The sequence below is a fragment of the Desulforamulus hydrothermalis Lam5 = DSM 18033 genome, from assembly GCF_000315365.1.
GTDB classification, from domain to species: Bacteria; Bacillota; Desulfotomaculia; order Desulfotomaculales; family Desulfotomaculaceae; genus Desulfotomaculum; species Desulfotomaculum hydrothermale.
In genome coordinates, this window is record NZ_CAOS01000003.1 from 193,660 (window position 1) to 212,714 (window position 19,055).

Below are 19,055 nucleotides of genomic sequence, written 5' to 3' on the forward strand. Positions count from 1 at the left end.
TTACTTATTCTGCCCAATAGTCAAATGTCACATCCTTTTTAAAAGCTCTATATGTATTAATTAGTTAAATATTGTTAAATACCTGCTTGTTTCAACAAATATTTAACACAAACTGTAAGCAACTTTGCTTATTTTAATACAACCTGTCGTGTGACTGTTGCCACATTGCCCAGTACAGCCCGCGCTTCCGAAGCAAATAATCGTGGCGGCCTCTTTCCACTACCTGTCCCCGGTGTAAAACCAGGATCTCATCCATGTCCTGCAGGCCTGTTAAGCGGTGAGTAATCACCAGAGTGGTTCGTCCCTGCATTAATTTATAAATATCAGCCAGTACCTCTTTTTCTGTGATCGGATCCAGTCCCGCTGTGGCTTCATCCAGCAGCAGTATGGGAGCGTTTTTTAGAAGCGCCCTGGCAATGGCTAAACGCTGCCGCTGGCCGCCTGAGAGTTTAAAGCCACCCTCGCCGATATAAGTTTCATAGCCTTGCGGCAAGCTTTCAATAAAAGAATGGATACCGGCCCGCTTGGCTGCCATAATTATTTCTTCTTCATCGGCCTGGGGTCTGGCCAGCCAAATGTTTTCTCTTATAGTGGCATTAAAGAGGTGGGTACGCTGTGGCACCACTGCAATTAATTTCAGAACATCATCCTGGCAGTATGTTTTGATGCTCTTACCGCCTAATAAAATTTCTCCCTGATGATAGTCCCAAAAACGCAGCAGCAGATTTACCAGAGTGCTTTTGCCGGCACCGCTGGGCCCCACCACTGCCACCCGCCCTCCCTGGGGCAAGTGCAAATGCAGGTTATCTAATACCCAGGGACCCTCATTATGATAACGAAAACGCAGGCCGGTTACCTGCAGGTTAAAATTATCCGGCGTGGTCTCGGCAACCGCCGGATCTTGCACGGCCGGTTCCGCCTCGCAAATTTTTAATAGACGCCTGACTGCTTCCCTGCTTTCTTCCCAATAAGAACTGATAAAAGATAACGGCGTCACCGCTTCCCAACTGCTTAGCACAACTAAAGCCAGCACTGCTAAATATATACCTGGCAGAAGTCCGGCTTCAACCATGGCCACAGCCGTCACCAAGACCGCCCACATAGCCAAATGCATAACCAGACCGTTCAGGGAATTGCCTAATGCGCCTAAATCCATCAACTGTTTTTGCCATCCCAGCAGCTCTCTGCTTGTCTGTTTTATTAAGTTCAGCCGCTGCGGAACCAGATCAAAGGCAATTATTTCTGTCAGCCCCTGCAGACTGTCTGTCAGCTGGGCATACAGCCTGGCCCTGACCTCTGCCCTTTGTATCCTCGCCCGACGCCCCAGGGCCGTAATTACCGGCGGCAGCACAATCCCGGACAGCAAAAAGAAAAATATAATAATATAGGCAAATTTTACATTAAATCCGGCCAGCCACCCCACAAGCGGTACCATGATCAAAAATGCTGTCAGCAGCGGTCCAACCGCCTTGAGGTAAAAATACTTTAATGTCTCCACATCTTGCACCAGACGGCTTAATAAATCGCCGCTGCGTTCATCAAGCAGGCAGGCCGGTGCCAGTGGTTCCAATTTCTGATAAAACCATACCCGGAGGCCGCTGAGAATTTGCAAAATAACCTGATGGGACAAGTATCTTTCCAGGTAGCGGCTTACCGCCCGGGCTAGGCCAAAAAAACGCACCGCCGCCGCCAATCCCACTAAATGAAGTACCGGCGGCTGCAACGCTGCCCAGGCAATCAAATAGGCCGAAACAGCCATTAATCCTATGTTGCTGCCAATGGTGCAAACACCCAGCAAACCGGCTAATATCACCGTTTGCTGGTAAGGCAGCAGCAAACGCAGCAAAAAGTTCAATATTTTCATACCGGTTCACCCCGGTAAGCATTCAGCAGCTGATAATATAGCCCTTGCTTGGCCAGTAATTCCTGATGCCGCCCCTGCTCCACCAGCCGGCCCCGGTCTAAAACCAAAATACGGTCAGCCTGGTAAACAGTGGATAAACGGTGAGCAATTATTAAAACTGTGCGTTCCTTCATCAGGTGCGCCACTGCTTCCTGCACAACCTGCTCGGCCACAGCATCCAAACCTGTGGCAGCTTCATCTAATATCAACAAAGGGGCATCCTTTAAAAAGGCCCTGGCCAATGCAATACGTTGGGCCTGGCCACCGCTCAGCCGCAGGCCCAGTTCTCCCACCGGTGTATCATAACCCCGGGGTAATTGACTGATAAACTCGTGGGCGCCGGCCATCGCCGCTGCTTTTCTGACCTGTTCCGGGGACGCACCCGGCCGCCCCAACAGAATATTGTCGGCCACCGTCCCATAAAAAAGATAAGGCTGCTGCGGCAGATAGGAAATTAAACTGCGCCACTGATCGACCGGTATTTGCGCCAGCGGTATCCCGTTGACCTTGATAAGGCCTGCCGCAGGCTCTATAAAACGCATCAGCAGGTTGGCTACGGTAGTTTTCCCGGCGCCGCTGGGGCCCACCAGGGCCACCCTTTCTCCCTGCCGCAGATCGAAGGTAATTTCCTGTAATGCCGGGCATCGGCCGGCCGAATAACAGGCACTGACCTCCCGGAAAGAGATATGCAACTGCCCGTTAATTTGCTGCCTGTCTTGCTTGCTGCCGGTTGGCGGTACATGATTTTGCAAAACTTCAAATATCCGTTCCGCAGCCGCCAGACCGGCCCTGCCGGCATGGAAGTGGCCGCCCAGCTGCCGTAAAGGCAAGTAAAATTCGGGTGCCAGTAAAAGCAAAAAAAAGGCGTGTTCAAATGAAATACGGTCATACACCAGGCGCAAACCCAGGGCAACCGCCACCAAAGCGGTGCTGACGGTGGACAGCAGTTCCAGCATCAAAGCTGACAGAAAAGCCACCCGCAGCACGCCCATGGTGGAATTTCGAAAATTTTCACTTATGCCGGCTATCACATTCAGCTGACTTTTACTTCTGCCAAATATTTTCAGGGTGGTAAGTCCCTGCAAAACATCCAGGAAATGGGCACTTAAGCGGCTTAAATCAGCCCACTGGCGTTTGGTTAAATGTTCTGCCCATTTCCCGATCAAAATCATAAACAAGGGTATCAGCGGTGCAGTGAGAAAAAAAGTTAGTCCGGCAGTTAAATCAACAGGAAAGACAAAAAACAGCACGGTCAGTGGTATCATTACAGCAAACACCAGTTGCGGTAAATAGCGGGCAAAGTAATCTTCCAAAGCCTCTACGCCTTCTGTTACCAGGTTAACCAGTTCACCGGTCCGCTCCCCCCGAACATAAAACGGACCTAAACCAAATAAGTGCTGCAACAAGCGGGTGCGCAGGTTATCTTTTATGCGGGCAGCCGCCCGGTGGGATAAAATCTCGCTGCCCCAGGAAAACAGCCACCTGATAAAAATTAAAACCAACATAATACTTAAGAGGGGCCACACTTCCTTAAGGCTTCCCGCTTGCAGAAAAACCCGATTCACCACCCGGGCCAGGCAAGCAGCTTGCAGTACCGTCACGAATCCGGTCAACAATCCAAGTCCAATGGTAAAAGCCAGTAAAAGGCGAACTTGCCTAGCTTCACGCAGCAGCCGTCGGTCAATCATGCCATCTAACCCCTTACACAAATTAAATCTAAGCCAGACTGTTGTCAAAGGTTGTAAAAACAAAGCCGATGTGGTTTTATGACCCTGCCGGGACTGCATCGTAGGTGGCCGGATTTAGTAATGCAAATCTTTTACGGTAACCCGACGGCGAAATACCCAGTAGGTCCAACCCTGATACAATAATACAACGGGCACCATGACAAGGGCTACCGCAGTCATCACTTGCAGGGTGTAGGGGCTGGACGACGCATTATAGATTGTCAGGCTCCACTCGGGCCGCAGACTGGAAACCATCACGCGAGGAAAAAGGCCCCAGAATATGGAAACAGTAAACAGGACAATGGTTAAACCGTTAACAGCAAAAGCCCAACCGTTTTTCCCGCTCCGCAGCAACAGCCAGGTCAAAGCCAAACACCCGGCGGCCCCCAGTAACACTGCTGCTGCACCGCTTTTGCCAAACAGGTCGGTGTGCACATAAGTAAGCAGGATTAATAAGAGAAATACCGGCAAAGCCAGCACCCCAAGTTTTCCCGCCAGGGAACCGGCTCGTTGCGCCAACTCCCCTTCTGTTTTCAGGCTTATAAAAAGTGCGCCATGCAGGGTAAATACCAGTAAAGTGGTTAACCCGCCGGCCAGAGTGTAGGGACTTAACAAGTCAAAAAAAGTTCCCACATATTGCATGCGGTCATTAATGGGCACCCCTTGCAATAAGTTGGTTAACGCCACACCCCACAGCAACGCCGAAATAAAGCTGCCTGCACAGATCATGGCATCCCACAGGTTGCGCCAGACAGGGTTTCTGTCACTGCTGCGAAACTCAAAAGCCACCCCTCGCACGATCAACCCCGTCAGGATGATAAAGAGTGCCAGGTAAAAGCCACTGAACAGAGTGGCATACCAGTTAGGAAAAGCCGCAAAAGCCGCCCCTCCGGCTGTAATCAACCATACTTCATTGCCATCCCAAACCGGTCCTATGGTATTGATAATCACTCGTCGCTCTGTATCGTTACCACCTAAAAAGGGCAGCAAAATTCCTACCCCGTAGTCAAAACCTTCCAGGAAAAAGAAACCCATAAACAACACCGTAATAAGAATAAACCAAAGTATGTTTAAGTCCATAAAGACACCCCCTTGTCGGTGCTGGGCAGGTCAACAGTCTCAGGCCGGTAGTCTGGCCCCTGTTGAATAAATTTAACCAGCAGGTAAACTTCTGCCAGGGCTAAAATGCCATAAATCAGTGTAAAGCCAATTAAAGTAGTGATGATTTCACCAGTCGTCACCCCCGGCGATACCGCATGTTCCACCTTTTGCAAACCGTAAACTATCCAGGGCTGACGCCCCACCTCCGCCAGGTACCAACCGGCAGTATTAGCCAGGTACGGTACCGGGATACTCCAAAGCAGGGCCTTGAGCAGCCATGGCTTGGCTTCCAGTTGGTTGGATCGCCAGTAGTAAAAGCTTAGTAGGGACAATAGCACCAACCAGCCGCCGGCCGCCACCATAATGCGAAAACTCCAGAAAAGCGAGCTGACCGGCGGTAGATAATTGCCCGGGCCGTATTGAGCCACAGCTGCCGCCTGTAAATCCTTAAGCCCCTTTACCTCGCCGCTGAAGCTGTTAAATGACAAGAAGCTAAGCAGTTTCGGAATGCTAATCTCAAAGCTGTTGGTTTGCCTTTGTTCGTCCACCACCGCCACCAGGGCAAAAGCAGCCGGGTCGGCTGTTTCCCACTGAGCCTCTGCCGCCGCCATTTTCATGGGCTGGGACTGCACTAAATACTGGGCCTGCCAATGCCCCACCAGGGTTACCGCCAGAATACTTATCAGTCCAAAAATCATTGCTATTTTAAATGACCGTCGGTATAAATCCATGTGTTTTTGACGCAGCAAATAATAGGCACTGATGCCCATAACAAAAAAAGCTGCGGTTGCATAACCGCCCAGGACAGTGTGCGGAAACTGGTAAAACACATGGGGATTGGTAATCAGGGCAAAAAAGTCTGTCATTTCGGCCCGTCCGTTGCGGATGGTATAACCCACCGGGTGCTGCATAAAGGAATTGGCAATCAGAATCCACAAAGCCGATAGGTTACTGCCCACAGCCACCAACCAGATGCTTAAGGCATGCAATTTCTTGGGCAACTTATCCCAGCCAAAAATCCACAAACCTAAAAAGGTTGATTCTAAAAAAAATGCCAACAATGCTTCAATGGCCAGGGGAGCCCCAAAAATGTCACCCACAAACCGAGAATATTCTGACCAGTTCATGCCAAAATGAAATTCCTGCACAATGCCGGTAACCACACCCATGGCAAAATTAATCAAAAACAGCTTGCCCCAAAATTTGGTCATTTTTTTATAAACTTCATTATCCGTTTTGACATACATGGTGTGCATAACGGCCACCAAAACAGACAAACCCAATGTCAGCGGAACAAATAAAAAATGGTACACCGAAGTAATGCCAAACTGCCACCTGGCCAGCAATACTTCCGTCATAAGCCTCACCTCAATTTAATTAAAGTTTATCCTGCGCAAGCCCGCTTTTTTTACACTTTCCCTCAAATCCCCCCTTTGTCAAAAGTATACATATAAATAACCGGCAGTATTGGCATTGCCTTAAAATTTTATCTTTTTGTAATTAACCTGAAAAAAATATTTAATAATAAGCAAAAGATAAAAAAGGACCAGGCCTTACAGGCCGGTCCCAGACCTTTGGTCTACTGTCAATAACCCTGCCCAAATGCAGGGTTATTGACAGTTTAATTGTTACTTGAGATATACCACTGTGGCTCCGGCACCGCCTTCTCCTGCTTCCCCCAGCCGGAAGGACTTGACCCGGGGATGGCTTTTTAATTCACGGTGTACCGCCGCTCGCAGGGCCCCGGTACCTTTGCCGTGAATTAAAATAACGCTGTTGAGGCCGGCCAGAAAGGCATCGTCCAGGTATTTTTCAATTTCCGGCCAGGCTTCATCACCGGTCATGCCTCTTAAATCCAAGCTGGTGCTGACTGTTAACGCCTTGTCTGTCAACACCTTTCCCACCTTGCTTTCACCGGTGGTAACCCGGGGTGTATTAACCCGCCGCAGCTCTTGAACAGGCACAACCATCTTTAAAATACCTGCCTGTACCTGAACATTTTCCCCCGACACGCTAAGTACATAGGCCTTCTGGTTGTACTTGGGAAGAAATACCTCCTCCCCCGGCTTCACCTGGTCGGGCACCTCACCGGCAGCGGCAGGCTGCGGTGCGCCGGTTGTTACTTTATTGGTCACCTGCTGCAATTTACTGCGGGCCTGCTGGATGGCTTCTTCCCGGTTTTTAGTATTTTCCTCCGCCAGCCTGGCTCGCAGTTCTTTCACGGCTTCCTCCGCTTCCAGGCGGGCCCGGCGTACAAAACTGCCGGCTTCTTCATGGGCCCGGGCTAAAATCTCCTCTTTCTTAGTCCTTAACTCCTCCGCCAGGCGACGGTATTCTTCCTGCAGCTGCTCACTTTCCCGCCGCAGCGCTGCTGCTGCTGCCCGGTCTTTTTCCGCTGCCTGCTGGGTTTTTTCCAGCTTATTAATTAATTCGGCCACCTGCACCTGTTCTGTGGTGAGAAACTGTCTGGCCCGGTTAACAATATCCGGCCGCAAACCCAACCTGGCAGAAATTTCAAAGGCATTGCTGCGGCCGGGGCGGCCGATCAACAGGCGGTAGGTGGGGCGCAGGGTCTCTGCATCAAACTCCACACTGGCATTCTCCACCCCGGGCGTTGTATAAGCATAATTTTTTAACTCACTGTAATGGGTGGTGGCAATGGTACAGGCCCCCCGGTTATGCAGTTCTTCCAGGATGGCCCGGGCCAGGGCCGCCCCCTCGGTGGGGTCGGTACCCGCTCCCAGCTCGTCTAACAATACCAGGGAATCCTCGTCGACCTGCTGCAAAATATGCACAATATTAGTCATATGGGAAGAAAAAGTGCTGAGAGATTGCTCAATGCTTTGCTCATCACCGATATCAGCAAATATTTTTTTATAAACGCCCATGGTCGTCCCCGCTTCCGCCGGGATATGCAGCCCTGCCTGGGTCATCAAGGCAAACAGGCCCACCGTTTTTAAGGTAACAGTTTTACCTCCTGTGTTGGGTCCGGTAATAACCAGGGTTTTAAAGTTTTTGCCCAACTCTATGGTGGCCGGTACCGCATCGCCGGGCAACAGGGGATGGCGCCCCTGTTTAATATAAATATATGGTGAACCTTCTGTTATCTGGGGGCTCCAGGCCTTTAACTTAAGGCTGTAGCGGGCTCTTGCCATTATGTAGTCCAGCTCAGCCAGTGCCTGTAAAGCCAGGGAAAGTTCCTGGGCAACCGCACTGACGCCCTGGGACAGTTCCGCCAGGATTCTTTGTATTTCTTGTTTTTCTGCCGCCATTAAACGGCGTACTTCGTTATTGGCATCTACCACGGCCAGCGGTTCCACAAACAGGGTGGCGCCACTGGCAGATTGATCATGCACAATGCCAGGAATTTGATTGCGGTATTCCTGTTTAACCGGTATCACATAGCGATCCTGGCGGACCGTAACAATTGGTTCCTGCAAGTATTTTTGATTTTCCGGCGCCCGGATAATGCTTTCTACCCGTTCCCTGATACGGTTTTGGGCCCGTAGGATACCTCGCCTGATTTGCAGTAATTGAGGCGAAGCATGATCCGCTATTTCTCCCCCGGGTAAAATAGCCCGTAAAATATCTTTTTCCAACTGCGGCTGCTGCGTTAATGATGCTGCAATTTCAGATAACAGCGGATAGCGGTGGCTCTTTTCGTTAAAAAACTTCTTAATCCGGCGGGAAGCCGCCAGGGTTTCCCCCACGGCCAATAATTCCTCCGCTGCCAATACAGCGTAACGGGAGACCCTGGCGAGGGCATCCCGAATATCATGCCAGCCGGACAACTCGGCCAGCGGGTCTAACCGCAGCAACTCCCTGCCCTCGCTGGTTTCTGCCAGCCGGCGCTTAATCAAAGCCGGGTCGCTACCGGGAACCAGGTCTTTAATTTTTTCCCGTGCCGGTTCAGACTGGGCACAAGCTGCCAGTTGTTCCAGCACTTTATCAAATTCCAACCGTTTAATAGTTCGTTCCATAATAAAAACTCCCTTAAATAACTCCCCTGAAATAATGTCCCTTGGTAAGGCCGGCCTTACTCAGCCGTTCTAAATCTTCCTTGGCTTCCCTGTCCTTCCGCTGATCCCTTATGCCATGACGGTATCTGTTGATAGCTTGGCGGTAATGGTTAACCGCCCTTGCCACATATGCATGATTTTCCTTTTTGGCTTCTATGCGCAGCACGGCAATTCCGGCATCCAACAGCAAAGGCAGGTCTTCAATAACACACAAATCTTTGGCGTTAAATAAATGCATGCGGCAGTAGCGATCCACTTCAAGGGGAAAGATCAACCCCAGCCGATCCTTTAAGCCGTATTCTCGGCCCCTACAAGGACGAGTGCATGTTTTGCCGGTAGCAAAATTGCCCAACACGCTGCCCAGCGGGCAGTACCGGGAGCTCATCAGGGGCAGCGCCCCCTGCACCAGAACTTCCGCAGGCAGTGGGCTGACAGCAGCCAGATCCTGCAGTTGTTTAATATTTAATTCCGGCGACAGCACCGCCCTGGCAACTCCTTGTTCCTTTAAAAAGTGGATGCCGGCGCTATTAAAAATATTAAGGGGGAAGTCTCCGATCACCGGTTTGTCGGTATAATCCCGGATAATTTGCAACAAACCCAAATTGCCCGCCAAAATGCCGTCTATGGCCAGGTCATTAACATGTTGCAGTAAACTGAGATAGTTTGGCAACTCCCGGTCATGCAAAATGCGCGGCGAATTAAGCACCAGAGATACACCGTTTTTACGGCAAAATTCGGCCCCCTGCTGCAAATCACTGGGGGTGATAATTCCTTTAGAGTGATAACTTTCGCCGCCAAAGTATACAATATCCGCCCCGTAGCTGACTGCCGCCTGTAAGGAGGTAATGTCTGTTACATTAACCGCCAGCAGCGGTTCCCGTGGGGCCGGCCGGTGCGTCCGGATCTTGCGCAGGGCCGTCTGCACACGCTGTTGATAAACATGCTCCGCCGGCCCGGATGGCTGCCAGGCCGCTGCTCGCTTTTGAGCCAGGTCAGCCAGCACCCGGCGCCGCAGCTCATTTATTTCCTTTACCGGCAAGATAACCTGTTCTGCCAGGTCAGCCTGCAAGTCGGCCAGGGCAAAGGGAGTATTGCCCAGCCGGTCCAGTTGTTCCTTTAAATAAGCAAAGGTTAACGGTCGGTTACGAGCCTGCTGGCATGCTTCACTGCTTAAACCCTCGGCGGTAAACCCTTGGTTGTCAGTTACCCGCAGGTATAAAGGTTCCCCCAAACGGGCCCGCACATAAAATTGCAGAGGAATTTTTCTAATCTCCCGGGCTGAGGCAAAACTTTCCCTGGCCCTTTCCATCAACGCTGCATCGTGGGTTTTAAAAACCCGGTCGCCTGGTTTAATTTTGCCCGGTATCGTTAAACCCACCAGAGTGCCGGCGGGAGCAAAATCAACCGGCCGGTTTTGCAACAAAATGCTGTTAACCTCTATACCGCGGCGGCCTCCTTCACTCACCCAAACTTCTATCCCGTCCCCCACTTGCAGTGGTTCCTCCAGCAAAATTTCCACCGTTTTATTGTCCTGGTTAAAGCCTTTTACCCTGCCCAACCTTATGCCACGGTTGTTGGGTCGTTTGAAACTCATTAAATCGCTGCCCGGGTTGCCAAGCAAATAGCCGGGGGTAAAATCACGATTAAAAATTTGTGCCAATTCCCTGGCTTCATCAGCCGTTACCCGGAAGTCAGCCGGGTTTTTTAAAGCCCGGTCAATTATTTTACGGTATACACGAACTACCGTAGCCACATACTCCGGACGTTTCATACGTCCTTCAATCTTAAAGGAGTTAACCCCGGCCTCGATTAACTGCGGGATAAGATGGCTGGTATTAATATCCCGGGGGCTTAGCAGGTACTCTCCCACCCGGCCCGGATCCGCCAGCCGCCTGCCTTTTTCGTCCACTAATTGGTACTGCAGCCGGCAGGGCTGGGCGCACTTGCCGCGATTGCCGCTGCGGCCGCCAATCAGGCTGGACATCAGGCACTGGCCGGAATAACAGATACACAGGGCACCATGAATAAAAACTTCCAGATCTGCCCCGGTGGCCTGTTTAATATCAGTAATTTCTGCCAGGCTTAGTTCTCTGGCTAACACTATGCGTTCAAAACCCGCCTGCTGCAGCAAACGTACGCCGGGTATGTTATGTACAGTCATCTGGGTACTGGCATGCAGGGACAGTTCAGGTATCACTTCTCGGGCCAGACTGGCCAGTCCCAAATCTTGTAAAATAACGGCATCCACGCCTGCGTTATGCAGGAAGCGGAGGAAGCCCAGGGCTTCCTCCAGCTCTTCATCCGCCAGTAATATATTTACCGTAACATAAATCTTAACCCCACGAATATGAGCGTACTCTACCGCCCGGGTCAGTTCATGGTTGTCAAAGTTTTGGGCTGATTGCCTGGCATTAAATAGTTTGCCGCCCAGGTAAACGGCATCCGCCCCGTTTTGCACAGCCGCCACCAACGCTTCCCAGCTACCCGCCGGGGCCAGCAGCTCGGGTCTATGGTTCATGGGGTAGCCTCCTATCCGGAATTATCTTTGCACCCTGATTAAACCTGAACAAGTCAGGATTTCCACACCCTGTTTGGCAATTTCATCAAGAATCAGATTCATGCCCAGGGAATCACTGGCCATGTGGCCGGCAATGATTACATTGACGTGATTTTTCTCTGCCTCTTTCCGGTGTTTTTCACTGATATGCATTACCACGACGGTACCCACCCCGGCGGCAGCCAGTTTGGCATAGGCATCCTCGGAACCGCTGGTACCGCCTGTCATATCAACAAACACCTTGCCGGCCCGACGTTCTTTGGAACCCACTACAACAGTAGGACCGGCCCCGGTTTTCACAGCCTCTGCATACTCGGGAATTTCCTTTAATACTTTGATAATATCGCCCAGTGTTTCGCAGTTGCTTTGATCAATTTTCTTTTGTACGTATTCGGTTACCATATTATCCGCAGGGGTATGGCAGCACATCAGGGGGATATCCAGCAATTTGGCTGCATCCACCGCCCGGTTGTGGTTTAACGGCATCAGACCCCGGCGCACTTCACCAATCCGCCCGGCCATAATTCCCTCGGCTACATTAATGGGAACACCCAGCTGGGCCAGCAAATCCTCCTGCAGGTGCATAACATCATACAAGCCGGCAGTTGCCTTGCCTTCCGGGTGATGGGCCATGATTAAATCAACCGGGCGGCCCTTCTCAGCCAGCCGGTCGGCCAGCAGCACCTCGCCCACCTCCATGTCAATGCCTGCCAAAATGCGTTTTATTGGCCGTTCCGGGTCACCATAAAGCACCCGGGTGTCGGTATACGGGTTAAATAAACGATCCGGGTCGACCTCTTTTCTTTCTTCTTCCTTTAGGTCTTCGATTTTCTTTTTCTCTTTGGCCAACTGCTTTTGTACCGTCTCGCTGCCCCGGGGATCGTATTCAATACCCATTTTAATAATTAAGTCGTAGATTTCTTTTAATTTCATCCGATAATTTCCCCTCTCTAAAAATTATTTACTCAGAGTGTCGACAAACATTATCGGTGGTTTATGATCCCCTTTGGCTCCGGTCTACCACCGACAGGGGATCATAAAACCGCCTCACTTGTTTCAACCTTTGTCTAAAGTCTGATTTACTGTCTTTTACTTCTTGGAAATAAATTTATTTCCTTTAATATAAAAACGTAATGGTAAATCTGCCCCTTCTTTTATGCCGATACGGGTGGTAACGTGAATCTGCGGGGGTGGTGCCGCCGCAGCGGCAATAAATAACGGGCCGTTGGTAAGATCTGTATTATTATGTTGTTTGGTGATGCCAAAGGCCTGTACCAGCCGGGCGGGACCGGCACACAGTTCAGTCAACCGTTCCCTGCCCCGTCGTTTTTTCATCAAGTGTATACCTGCCAGGGGCTCTACTGCCCGGATCAGCACCGCTTCACCTATCCCTGCGGCAGCAGTTACCACATTAAAGCAATAATGCAGGCCATAGGTAAAATAAACATAAGCACGGCCCGGCGGGCCAAACATAACACTGTTACGGGGCGTCATACCCCTGGCAGCATGGCAGGCCGGATCGCCCTGCAAATAAGCCTCGGTCTCCACTATTTTGCCAACCGTAATTCCTTCATCATTAATATGCACCAGTAAAGCGCCCAGTAATTCTCTGGCCACCAAAACAGTATCCCGGGCATAAAACGCTTCGGGCAGCGGTTGATACATTACCGCAGCACCTCCCGCAGGGAAGGAAGATCCAGTGTATTGATAACGTCGCCCGGTTCCAGCCAGGCCCGGCGAGCCACCGCCACCCCGTAGGGCATTTCATCCAGCCTTTTGGCATCATGGGCATCTGTGTTGATGCAGATTTTTACACCGGCATCCCTGGCTTTGCGGGCATATATTTCATTAATATCCAGCCGGTCGGGAGAAGCATTAATCTCCAGGGCGGTTTTTGTCTTTGCTGCTGTTTCAATAAGAGCTTCCATATCCACCTCATAGGGTTCCCTGCGGCCTAAAATGCGGCCGGTCATGTGGGCAATAATATCCACATGTTCATTTTCCATGGCCCGCATAATCCGGCGGGTGATCTCTTGCTTGCTCTGCTTAAAACCGGTGTGTACCGAAGCAATTACCACATCCATAGTTTCTAATATTTCATCCGGGTAATCTAACTCACCGTTGGGCAGGATGTCTGCCTCCACCCCTGTGAGCAGGGTAAAATCTTCCATTTGTTCATTCATTTCCCGGATAAGCCGGTGCTGTTCCTGCAGCCGTTCTATTTCCAAGCCCCTGGCAATCTTGAGGGAACGGGAATGGTCGGTAATGGCCGCATAGGCATAGCCCTTTCGGCGGCAAAGCTGTACCACATCCGCCAGTTGCAAAGCCGAGTCACTCCAGGTGGTGTGAATATGCAAATCCCCTTTAATATCACCCAGTTCAATAACAGCGGGCAGCCGGCCGGCCCGGGCCGCCTCTACTTCACCCCTGTCCTCCCGCAGTTCCGGCGGTATATATGTCATTTGCAGGGTTTCATAAATGTCTTGTTCATGTTGTATGGGCAGGTGTTGCCCGGCCTGGTTAAACAAACCCCGGTGGTTCAGGTGCAAGCCTTGTTGTTGGGCAATTTCCTGCAATTTGGCATAATGGGCTTTACAACCCGTATTACGGTGCAAAGTGGTTATGTAGGCCGCCGGGTCTGCCACCTGCAGGTCCACTGCCAGCCCCCACCAGGTATTAACAACCATGCGCTGACTCTCTTGCCGCACCACTTCTTTCACCCTGGGATAGGCGGCCATGGCATGCAGCACTGTTGCCGGATCGTCGGCCGCAACCACCAGATCCAGATCACCTACTGTATCTCGCCAGCGGCGGGTACTGCCGGCCTCAGACACCGCCTTAACGCCCGGTAACAGTTTAATGAATTCCTTTAATTCAGCCGCCAATTCCCGGGCTACCGACAGCCGGATACTGTTCTGGCGGTTACGCATCATTTCAATGCCATGCAGAATATCTGATTCCAGCTTGGCGCTAAATCCTTTTAAGGAACGCACCTTGCGTTCCTTGGCGGCTTGTTCCAGCTCAGTCAAGTCGGTAATTGCCAATTCTTTAAACAAGGCCCTGGCCCGCCCGGCCCCGATCCCGGGCAGCTGCCTAACAGCCAACACACCGGCCGGAATCTCCTTTAGAAGTTCCTGGTGTTTGGCCAGTTTTCCTGTTTCAATAATTTCTTTTATTTTAGCTGCTATGGCCTTGCCGATGCCCGGCACCTGGGAAAGCTTGCCGCTCCGGTATAATTCCTGCACCGGCTGCTCCAGACGAGCCAGTGCCTTGGCCGCCCGCCGGTAAGCCCGCACTTTAAAAAAATCCTCGCCTTTGATTTCCAGCAAATCAGCCAGCTCGCTGAAAATCCAGGCAATCTCAAAATTTTGCATGGACACCGCTCCGTTTTTGTAATAATTATATATTTTACAAATTAACGTTATCTTATAAAAAGACTGTTCATGAAAAATAAAACTCATGATTGCTCATGAGTTGCCGGAGTTATCATTGGCAGGATCCATCATTTGCAGCAGGTTATTGTACTGCTCCTGCAATTTAAGCAGTTCATCCACCAGGTTAACAGCGGTTAATACAGCCAGTTTATTAGCAGACAGCCTGGTATTGCGCTGGCTTATTTCATACATTTTTTTATCAACAATTTGTGCCACTTTAATCATGTATTCCGGGGATTCATTGCCCTTTAAGGTGTAGTACTCACCAAAGATCTCGACCTCCACCCTGTTAGTAACATCGGACATGAAACGTACCTCCCCCAACCTTTGCTGTTTGTTAATTCGCTGTCAACCTGCAAAATCCTGCATTTATTACAATTATCCAGGCAAATTAGTAAAATCCGGACAGGCGCCGGCCCAAGCGGACCGGCAAACCTGTTGAAACCGACAACGGAGTGAAGGCCTGTGTTTTACTGTCTTAACACCGCCCCTGTTTGGGCCGTCAGGGAATTGGTAATGCGCTGCATCTTGTCATTGATTTCTTCGTCGGTGAGGGTTCGGTCGGGGGCCTGGAATACCATGCTGATGGCTACACTTTTGTAACCCTCCGGTACCTGGGAGCCCTGGTAAACGTCAAAAATATCCGCATGTTTGAGCAGGTTGCCCCCGGCTTTTTTAATGACAGACAACAACTCGGCAGCCAACACTTCCTGTTTTACCAAAACCGCTAAATCCCGTTCCACCAAGGGAAATTTAGGTAAACCCCGGTACTGCTTAATTGGACGCTTAACCAGAATCAGCTGCCGCAAATCCAGCTTCAGTGCCACAGCCCGCTGGGACAGCTCGTAATTTTCAATAACGTCCGGGTGAAGCTCACCCACAACACCCAGCAGTTGACCGTTTATTTCAATACGGGCACACCTGCCGGGGTGGAAGCTGGGGTCCTGGTGACGGGCAAATACTGTTTCGGTAAAGCCCAGAGAAGCCAATAATTGTTCCGCCACTCCCTTCATAAAGAAGAAATCCATGGGCAAAGCCGGCTGGTTCCAGGTTCGAGGCCGCTGGCCAACGGCCACCGCAGCTAACACCGGTACTTCCTCCGGCAACGCCTGACCCTCTACCGGATAAAAGACCCGCGCAATTTCAAACAAAGCACCGTACTGCACCTGGCGGTGCAAATTGCGTTGCAACACTTCCAACAAACTGGGCACCAGCACGGTACGCATCACCGACTGTTCTTCGCTGAGAGGGTTCTGCAGCCTGACAGCGTTGCGGAAAGGGCTGTCCGCCGGTAAATTCATTAAATCAAAAATGCGGGGGTGAACAAAACTATAGGTAACGGTTTCATAAAAACCGCAGGCGGTCATGACATCCCTGATCTCCCACAGCAACTGCTGTTCCGGTGTCCGCCTGCCCTGGGTAGAAGCTCCGAAGGGCAGGGTTTCAGGAATCCGGTCAAAGCCGTAGATACGGGCCACTTCCTCTACCAGATCCCATTCACCGGTAATATCCGGCCGGCAGGTGGGAACGGTAACCAGTAAGTCATCGCCCTGCTCCTGCACCCTGAATTGCAAACGCTGCATAATATCTACGATATCTTGCCTGGGAATATCTACTCCCAGCACCCGGTTAACCCGCCAAGGACGCAAAGAGACGGTTTTCTCAGTGACAGGCCGGGGAAAATTATCTACCACACCCGCCACCACAGTACCGCCGGCCAATTGCCGGATTAATTCCACGGCGCGCTCCGCCGCCTTCAGGCAGCCGTTAATATCAACACCTTTTTCAAATCGCAAAGAAGATTCCGAGCGCAATCCCAGGCCCTTTGAGGTGCGACGCACGCAGGTGGGATGGAAGTAAGCCGATTCAATTAAGACATTTACCGTAGCTTCGGTTACCTCGCTGTCTTGGCCCCCCATGACACCTGCCACCGCCACCGGCCCCGCGGCATCCGCAATAACCAACATATCAGCACTCAGAGTGCGTTCTACGCCGTCCAGGGAAACTGTTTTTTCCCCTTCCGCTGCCCGGCGAACAATTATGTGACCGTTATTAATCTTATCATAATCAAAAGCATGCAACGGTTGCCCCAATTCCAGCATAACATAGTTGGTCACATCCACCACATTATTAATGGGGCGGACACCCGCTGCCCGCAGCCGGTTTTGCAGCCACATGGGGGAAGGACCGATCTTAATTCCTTTAATTAACCTGGCCACATAACGGCGACATAAATCGGGCGCCTGAATATCCACTCTAACCTGGCGATCTATTTTTTCTTCGCTCTCAGCCGGTTGAGGATTTGGCATTTTTAATTCTTTATTGAGCAAGGCTGCCACTTCCCGGGCTACCCCCACCATGCTCAGTGCATCACCCCGGTTGGGGGTAAGATCCAGTTCCAGTACAGCATCGTTAAGACCCAGCACTTCTCTGGCGTCAACCCCGACAGCCACATTTTCAGGTAAAATAAGTACTCCGTGGGCCATTTCCGGCGTCAGCAGCTTAGTTTCCATGCCCAACTCCTGACCGGAACACAACATCCCCCTGGACTCAACGCCTCTTAATTTAGACCGCTTAATCTGCAGGCCGCCGGCCAGTTTGGCCCCTTCCAGCGCCACCGGCACCACGTGCCCCGCACGGACGTTGGTGGCCCCGGTGACAATTTGCAGGGGTTCCCCCTGGCCCACATCAACGGTACACACCACCAGCTTATCGGCGTTGGGGTGCTTTTCAATTTTTAAAATACGGCCGGTGACTACTTTTTCGATGCCTGCCCCCGGTTCATCCACGGCATCCACTGCCAGCCCGGCCAGCGTCAGCCGCTCGGCCAGTTCCCGGGGACTTATATCAACATCTACATATTCTCGCAACCATTGGTAGGAAACTCGCATCTTCTATGACCTCCCGACAGCTAACTTAAAATTGTTCCAGAAAACGAATGTCATTATCAAACAGCAAACGGAGATCGTCAATACCGTATTTTAGCATGGCAATCCGTTCAACCCCCATACCAAAGGCAAAGCCGGTAACTTCCTCCGGATTGTAACCGGACATTTCCAGCACCCTGGGATGCACCATGCCGGAGCCCAAAATCTCCAGCCAGCCGCTGCCTTTGCAAACCCGGCAGCCGCTGCCTTGGCAGTTAAAGCAGGAAATATCCACCTCGGCGCTTGGTTCGGTAAAGGGAAAATAGCTGGGGCGCAATCGGGTACGGGTAGCCGGCCCGAACATCTGCCGGGCAAAGGTAGCCAGTACACCCTTCAAATCTGCAAAGGTAATCTGCTTATCAACCACCAAGCCCTCCACCTGGTGAAACATGGGTGAATGGGTAGCGTCATCATCCCGCCGGTAAACCCGACCCGGGCAAATAACTTTCACCGGTACATGCGGTACGGTTTTTTCCATGGTTCTCACCTGCACCGGGGAGGTGTGGGTACGCAATAATACCTCGGGATTAATGAAAAAGGTGTCCTGCATATCTCTGGCAGGATGGTCTTTAGGCAAATTAAGAGCCTCAAAATTATAGTAATCCAGTTCAATTTCCGGGCCTTCTGCAATTTGAAAACCCAACCCCAGGAAAATTGTTTCAATTTCCCTTAGCACCTGGGTCAGCGGGTGCAATTTGCCCAGGTCAAACCGGACGCCCGGCAGGGAAACATCCAGGGTTTCGGCTGCCAACCGGAGAGACCTTTGGGCTTCTTTCACATGTTGATTCCTGGCTGCCAGGGCTGTTTCAATCTGTTCCCTTACTTCATTGGCAACCTGACCGATGCGGGGGCGCTCCTCGGCAGGCAAAGCACCCATGCCTCTCAAAACTTGTGTAACTTCACCTTTTTTACCCAGGTAGTGCACCCGGATATGATTAAGTTCTTCCGGCGTATTAGCCCCTTCGAGAGCCCGTAAAGCCTCTTGAGCCAATTCTCTTAGCCTCTGTTCCATAACAACCTCCTGTATAATCTATCATAAAATAAAAACCGCCCCTGAAAGCAGGGACGGAATATCTCCGTGGTACCACCCAAAATTGTTCCTACAAAACCGTAAAGAACCACTCAGAGGATAAACTAATAAGTTATCCACTTCTGATAACGGTAGAAGAAACCGGCACACCCTACTGGCATAAAAATCACGCGTTCAGATGGCAGCTCAGGGGCGAACTTTCCGAAGAGTTTCTTTAAGAGGGCTTTCAGTCACGACCCTCTCTCCCTGCAAAGAAAAAATCCACGTACTTCTCCCCGTCATAACCCTTAGACCATATTTAATGTAAAAGCAATCTTCTGTAAATCATATAGGCATTTACAGAACCGGTTGCTTCGA

The 19,055-nt window shown here is 51.0% G+C and carries 12 protein-coding genes and 1 other annotated feature; all 12 genes read right to left on the reverse strand.

The genetic code is table 11. The features are described 5' to 3' along the window. Nucleotides 1-133: 133 nt before the first annotated feature. Nucleotides 134-1,864, reverse strand: a complete 1,731-nt coding sequence (gene cydC / locus DESHY_RS02055; RefSeq protein WP_008410075.1) for a thiol reductant ABC exporter subunit CydC — start codon at nt 1,862-1,864, stop codon at nt 134-136. Continuing rightward, entirely contained in the window at nt 1,861-3,591 is a 1,731-nt protein-coding gene (gene cydD / locus DESHY_RS02060; RefSeq protein ID WP_008410076.1) for a thiol reductant ABC exporter subunit CydD, read from the reverse strand. Before cydD ends, cydC begins: the two co-directional genes overlap by 4 nt. 114 nt (nt 3,592-3,705) lie before the next feature. Continuing rightward, complete coding sequence (gene cydB, locus DESHY_RS02065; RefSeq protein ID WP_008410077.1) at nt 3,706-4,710, reverse strand: cytochrome d ubiquinol oxidase subunit II; 1,005 nt, start codon at nt 4,708-4,710, stop codon at nt 3,706-3,708. Then, on the reverse strand, nt 4,701-6,089 hold the full coding sequence (locus DESHY_RS02070; RefSeq protein WP_008410078.1) for a cytochrome ubiquinol oxidase subunit I: 1,389 nt from the start codon (nt 6,087-6,089) through the stop codon (nt 4,701-4,703). Before DESHY_RS02070 ends, cydB begins: the two co-directional genes overlap by 10 nt. A 270-nt stretch (nt 6,090-6,359) precedes the next feature. Continuing rightward, nucleotides 6,360-8,711 (reverse strand): endonuclease MutS2, encoded by a 2,352-nt coding sequence (locus DESHY_RS02075; protein ID WP_008410079.1) that lies wholly within the window; start codon nt 8,709-8,711, stop codon nt 6,360-6,362. Nucleotides 8,712-8,724: 13 nt separating this feature from the next. After that, nucleotides 8,725-11,268 carry a U32 family peptidase gene (locus tag DESHY_RS02080; protein ID WP_008410080.1) on the reverse strand — a complete coding sequence of 848 codons (2,544 nt, stop codon included), beginning with the start codon at nt 11,266-11,268 and terminating at the stop codon, nt 8,725-8,727. A gap of 21 nt (nt 11,269-11,289) precedes the next feature. Continuing rightward, nucleotides 11,290-12,240, reverse strand: coding sequence for a Nif3-like dinuclear metal center hexameric protein (locus DESHY_RS02085; protein WP_008410081.1), 951 nt, complete (start codon nt 12,238-12,240; stop codon nt 11,290-11,292). Between the two features lie 156 nt (nt 12,241-12,396). Beyond that, complete coding sequence (locus DESHY_RS02090; RefSeq protein WP_008410082.1) at nt 12,397-12,972, reverse strand: DNA-3-methyladenine glycosylase; 576 nt, start codon at nt 12,970-12,972, stop codon at nt 12,397-12,399. After that, complete coding sequence (polX, locus tag DESHY_RS02095) at nt 12,972-14,681, reverse strand: DNA polymerase/3'-5' exonuclease PolX (RefSeq protein WP_008410083.1); 1,710 nt, start codon at nt 14,679-14,681, stop codon at nt 12,972-12,974. Before polX ends, DESHY_RS02090 begins: the two co-directional genes overlap by 1 nt. A gap of 93 nt (nt 14,682-14,774) precedes the next feature. Next, complete coding sequence (zapA, locus tag DESHY_RS02100; protein ID WP_008410084.1) at nt 14,775-15,047, reverse strand: cell division protein ZapA; 273 nt, start codon at nt 15,045-15,047, stop codon at nt 14,775-14,777. A 164-nt stretch (nt 15,048-15,211) separates the two neighbouring features. After that, nucleotides 15,212-17,632: a phenylalanine--tRNA ligase subunit beta gene (gene pheT, locus DESHY_RS02105; RefSeq protein ID WP_008410085.1), complete on the reverse strand. Its 2,421-nt coding sequence runs from the start codon at nt 17,630-17,632 to the stop codon at nt 15,212-15,214. A 25-nt stretch (nt 17,633-17,657) separates the two neighbouring features. Then, on the reverse strand, nt 17,658-18,680 hold the full coding sequence (gene pheS, locus DESHY_RS02110) for a phenylalanine--tRNA ligase subunit alpha (protein ID WP_008410086.1): 1,023 nt from the start codon (nt 18,678-18,680) through the stop codon (nt 17,658-17,660). Between the two features lie 46 nt (nt 18,681-18,726). Then, nucleotides 18,727-18,989: a binding site (T-box leader), on the reverse strand. Nucleotides 18,990-19,055 lie beyond the last annotated feature (66 nt).

Bases quoted from the DNA above. Each gene is read 5' to 3' on its own strand.
- cydC (WP_008410075.1), bottom strand. From the start codon at position 1,864: ATGAAAATATTGAACTTTTTGCTGCGTTTGCTGCTGCCTTACCAGCAA.
- cydD (WP_008410076.1), bottom strand. From the start codon at position 3,591: ATGATTGACCGACGGCTGCTGCGTGAAGCTAGGCAAGTTCGCCTTTTA.
- cydB (WP_008410077.1), bottom strand. From the start codon at position 4,710: ATGGACTTAAACATACTTTGGTTTATTCTTATTACGGTGTTGTTTATG.
- DESHY_RS02070 (WP_008410078.1), bottom strand. From the start codon at position 6,089: ATGACGGAAGTATTGCTGGCCAGGTGGCAGTTTGGCATTACTTCGGTG.
- DESHY_RS02075 (WP_008410079.1), bottom strand. From the start codon at position 8,711: ATGGAACGAACTATTAAACGGTTGGAATTTGATAAAGTGCTGGAACAA.
- DESHY_RS02080 (WP_008410080.1), bottom strand. From the start codon at position 11,268: ATGAACCATAGACCCGAGCTGCTGGCCCCGGCGGGTAGCTGGGAAGCG.
- DESHY_RS02085 (WP_008410081.1), bottom strand. From the start codon at position 12,240: ATGAAATTAAAAGAAATCTACGACTTAATTATTAAAATGGGTATTGAA.
- DESHY_RS02090 (WP_008410082.1), bottom strand. From the start codon at position 12,972: ATGTATCAACCGCTGCCCGAAGCGTTTTATGCCCGGGATACTGTTTTG.
- polX (WP_008410083.1), bottom strand. From the start codon at position 14,681: ATGCAAAATTTTGAGATTGCCTGGATTTTCAGCGAGCTGGCTGATTTG.
- zapA (WP_008410084.1), bottom strand. From the start codon at position 15,047: ATGTCCGATGTTACTAACAGGGTGGAGGTCGAGATCTTTGGTGAGTAC.
- pheT (WP_008410085.1), bottom strand. From the start codon at position 17,632: ATGCGAGTTTCCTACCAATGGTTGCGAGAATATGTAGATGTTGATATA.
- pheS (WP_008410086.1), bottom strand. From the start codon at position 18,680: ATGGAACAGAGGCTAAGAGAATTGGCTCAAGAGGCTTTACGGGCTCTC.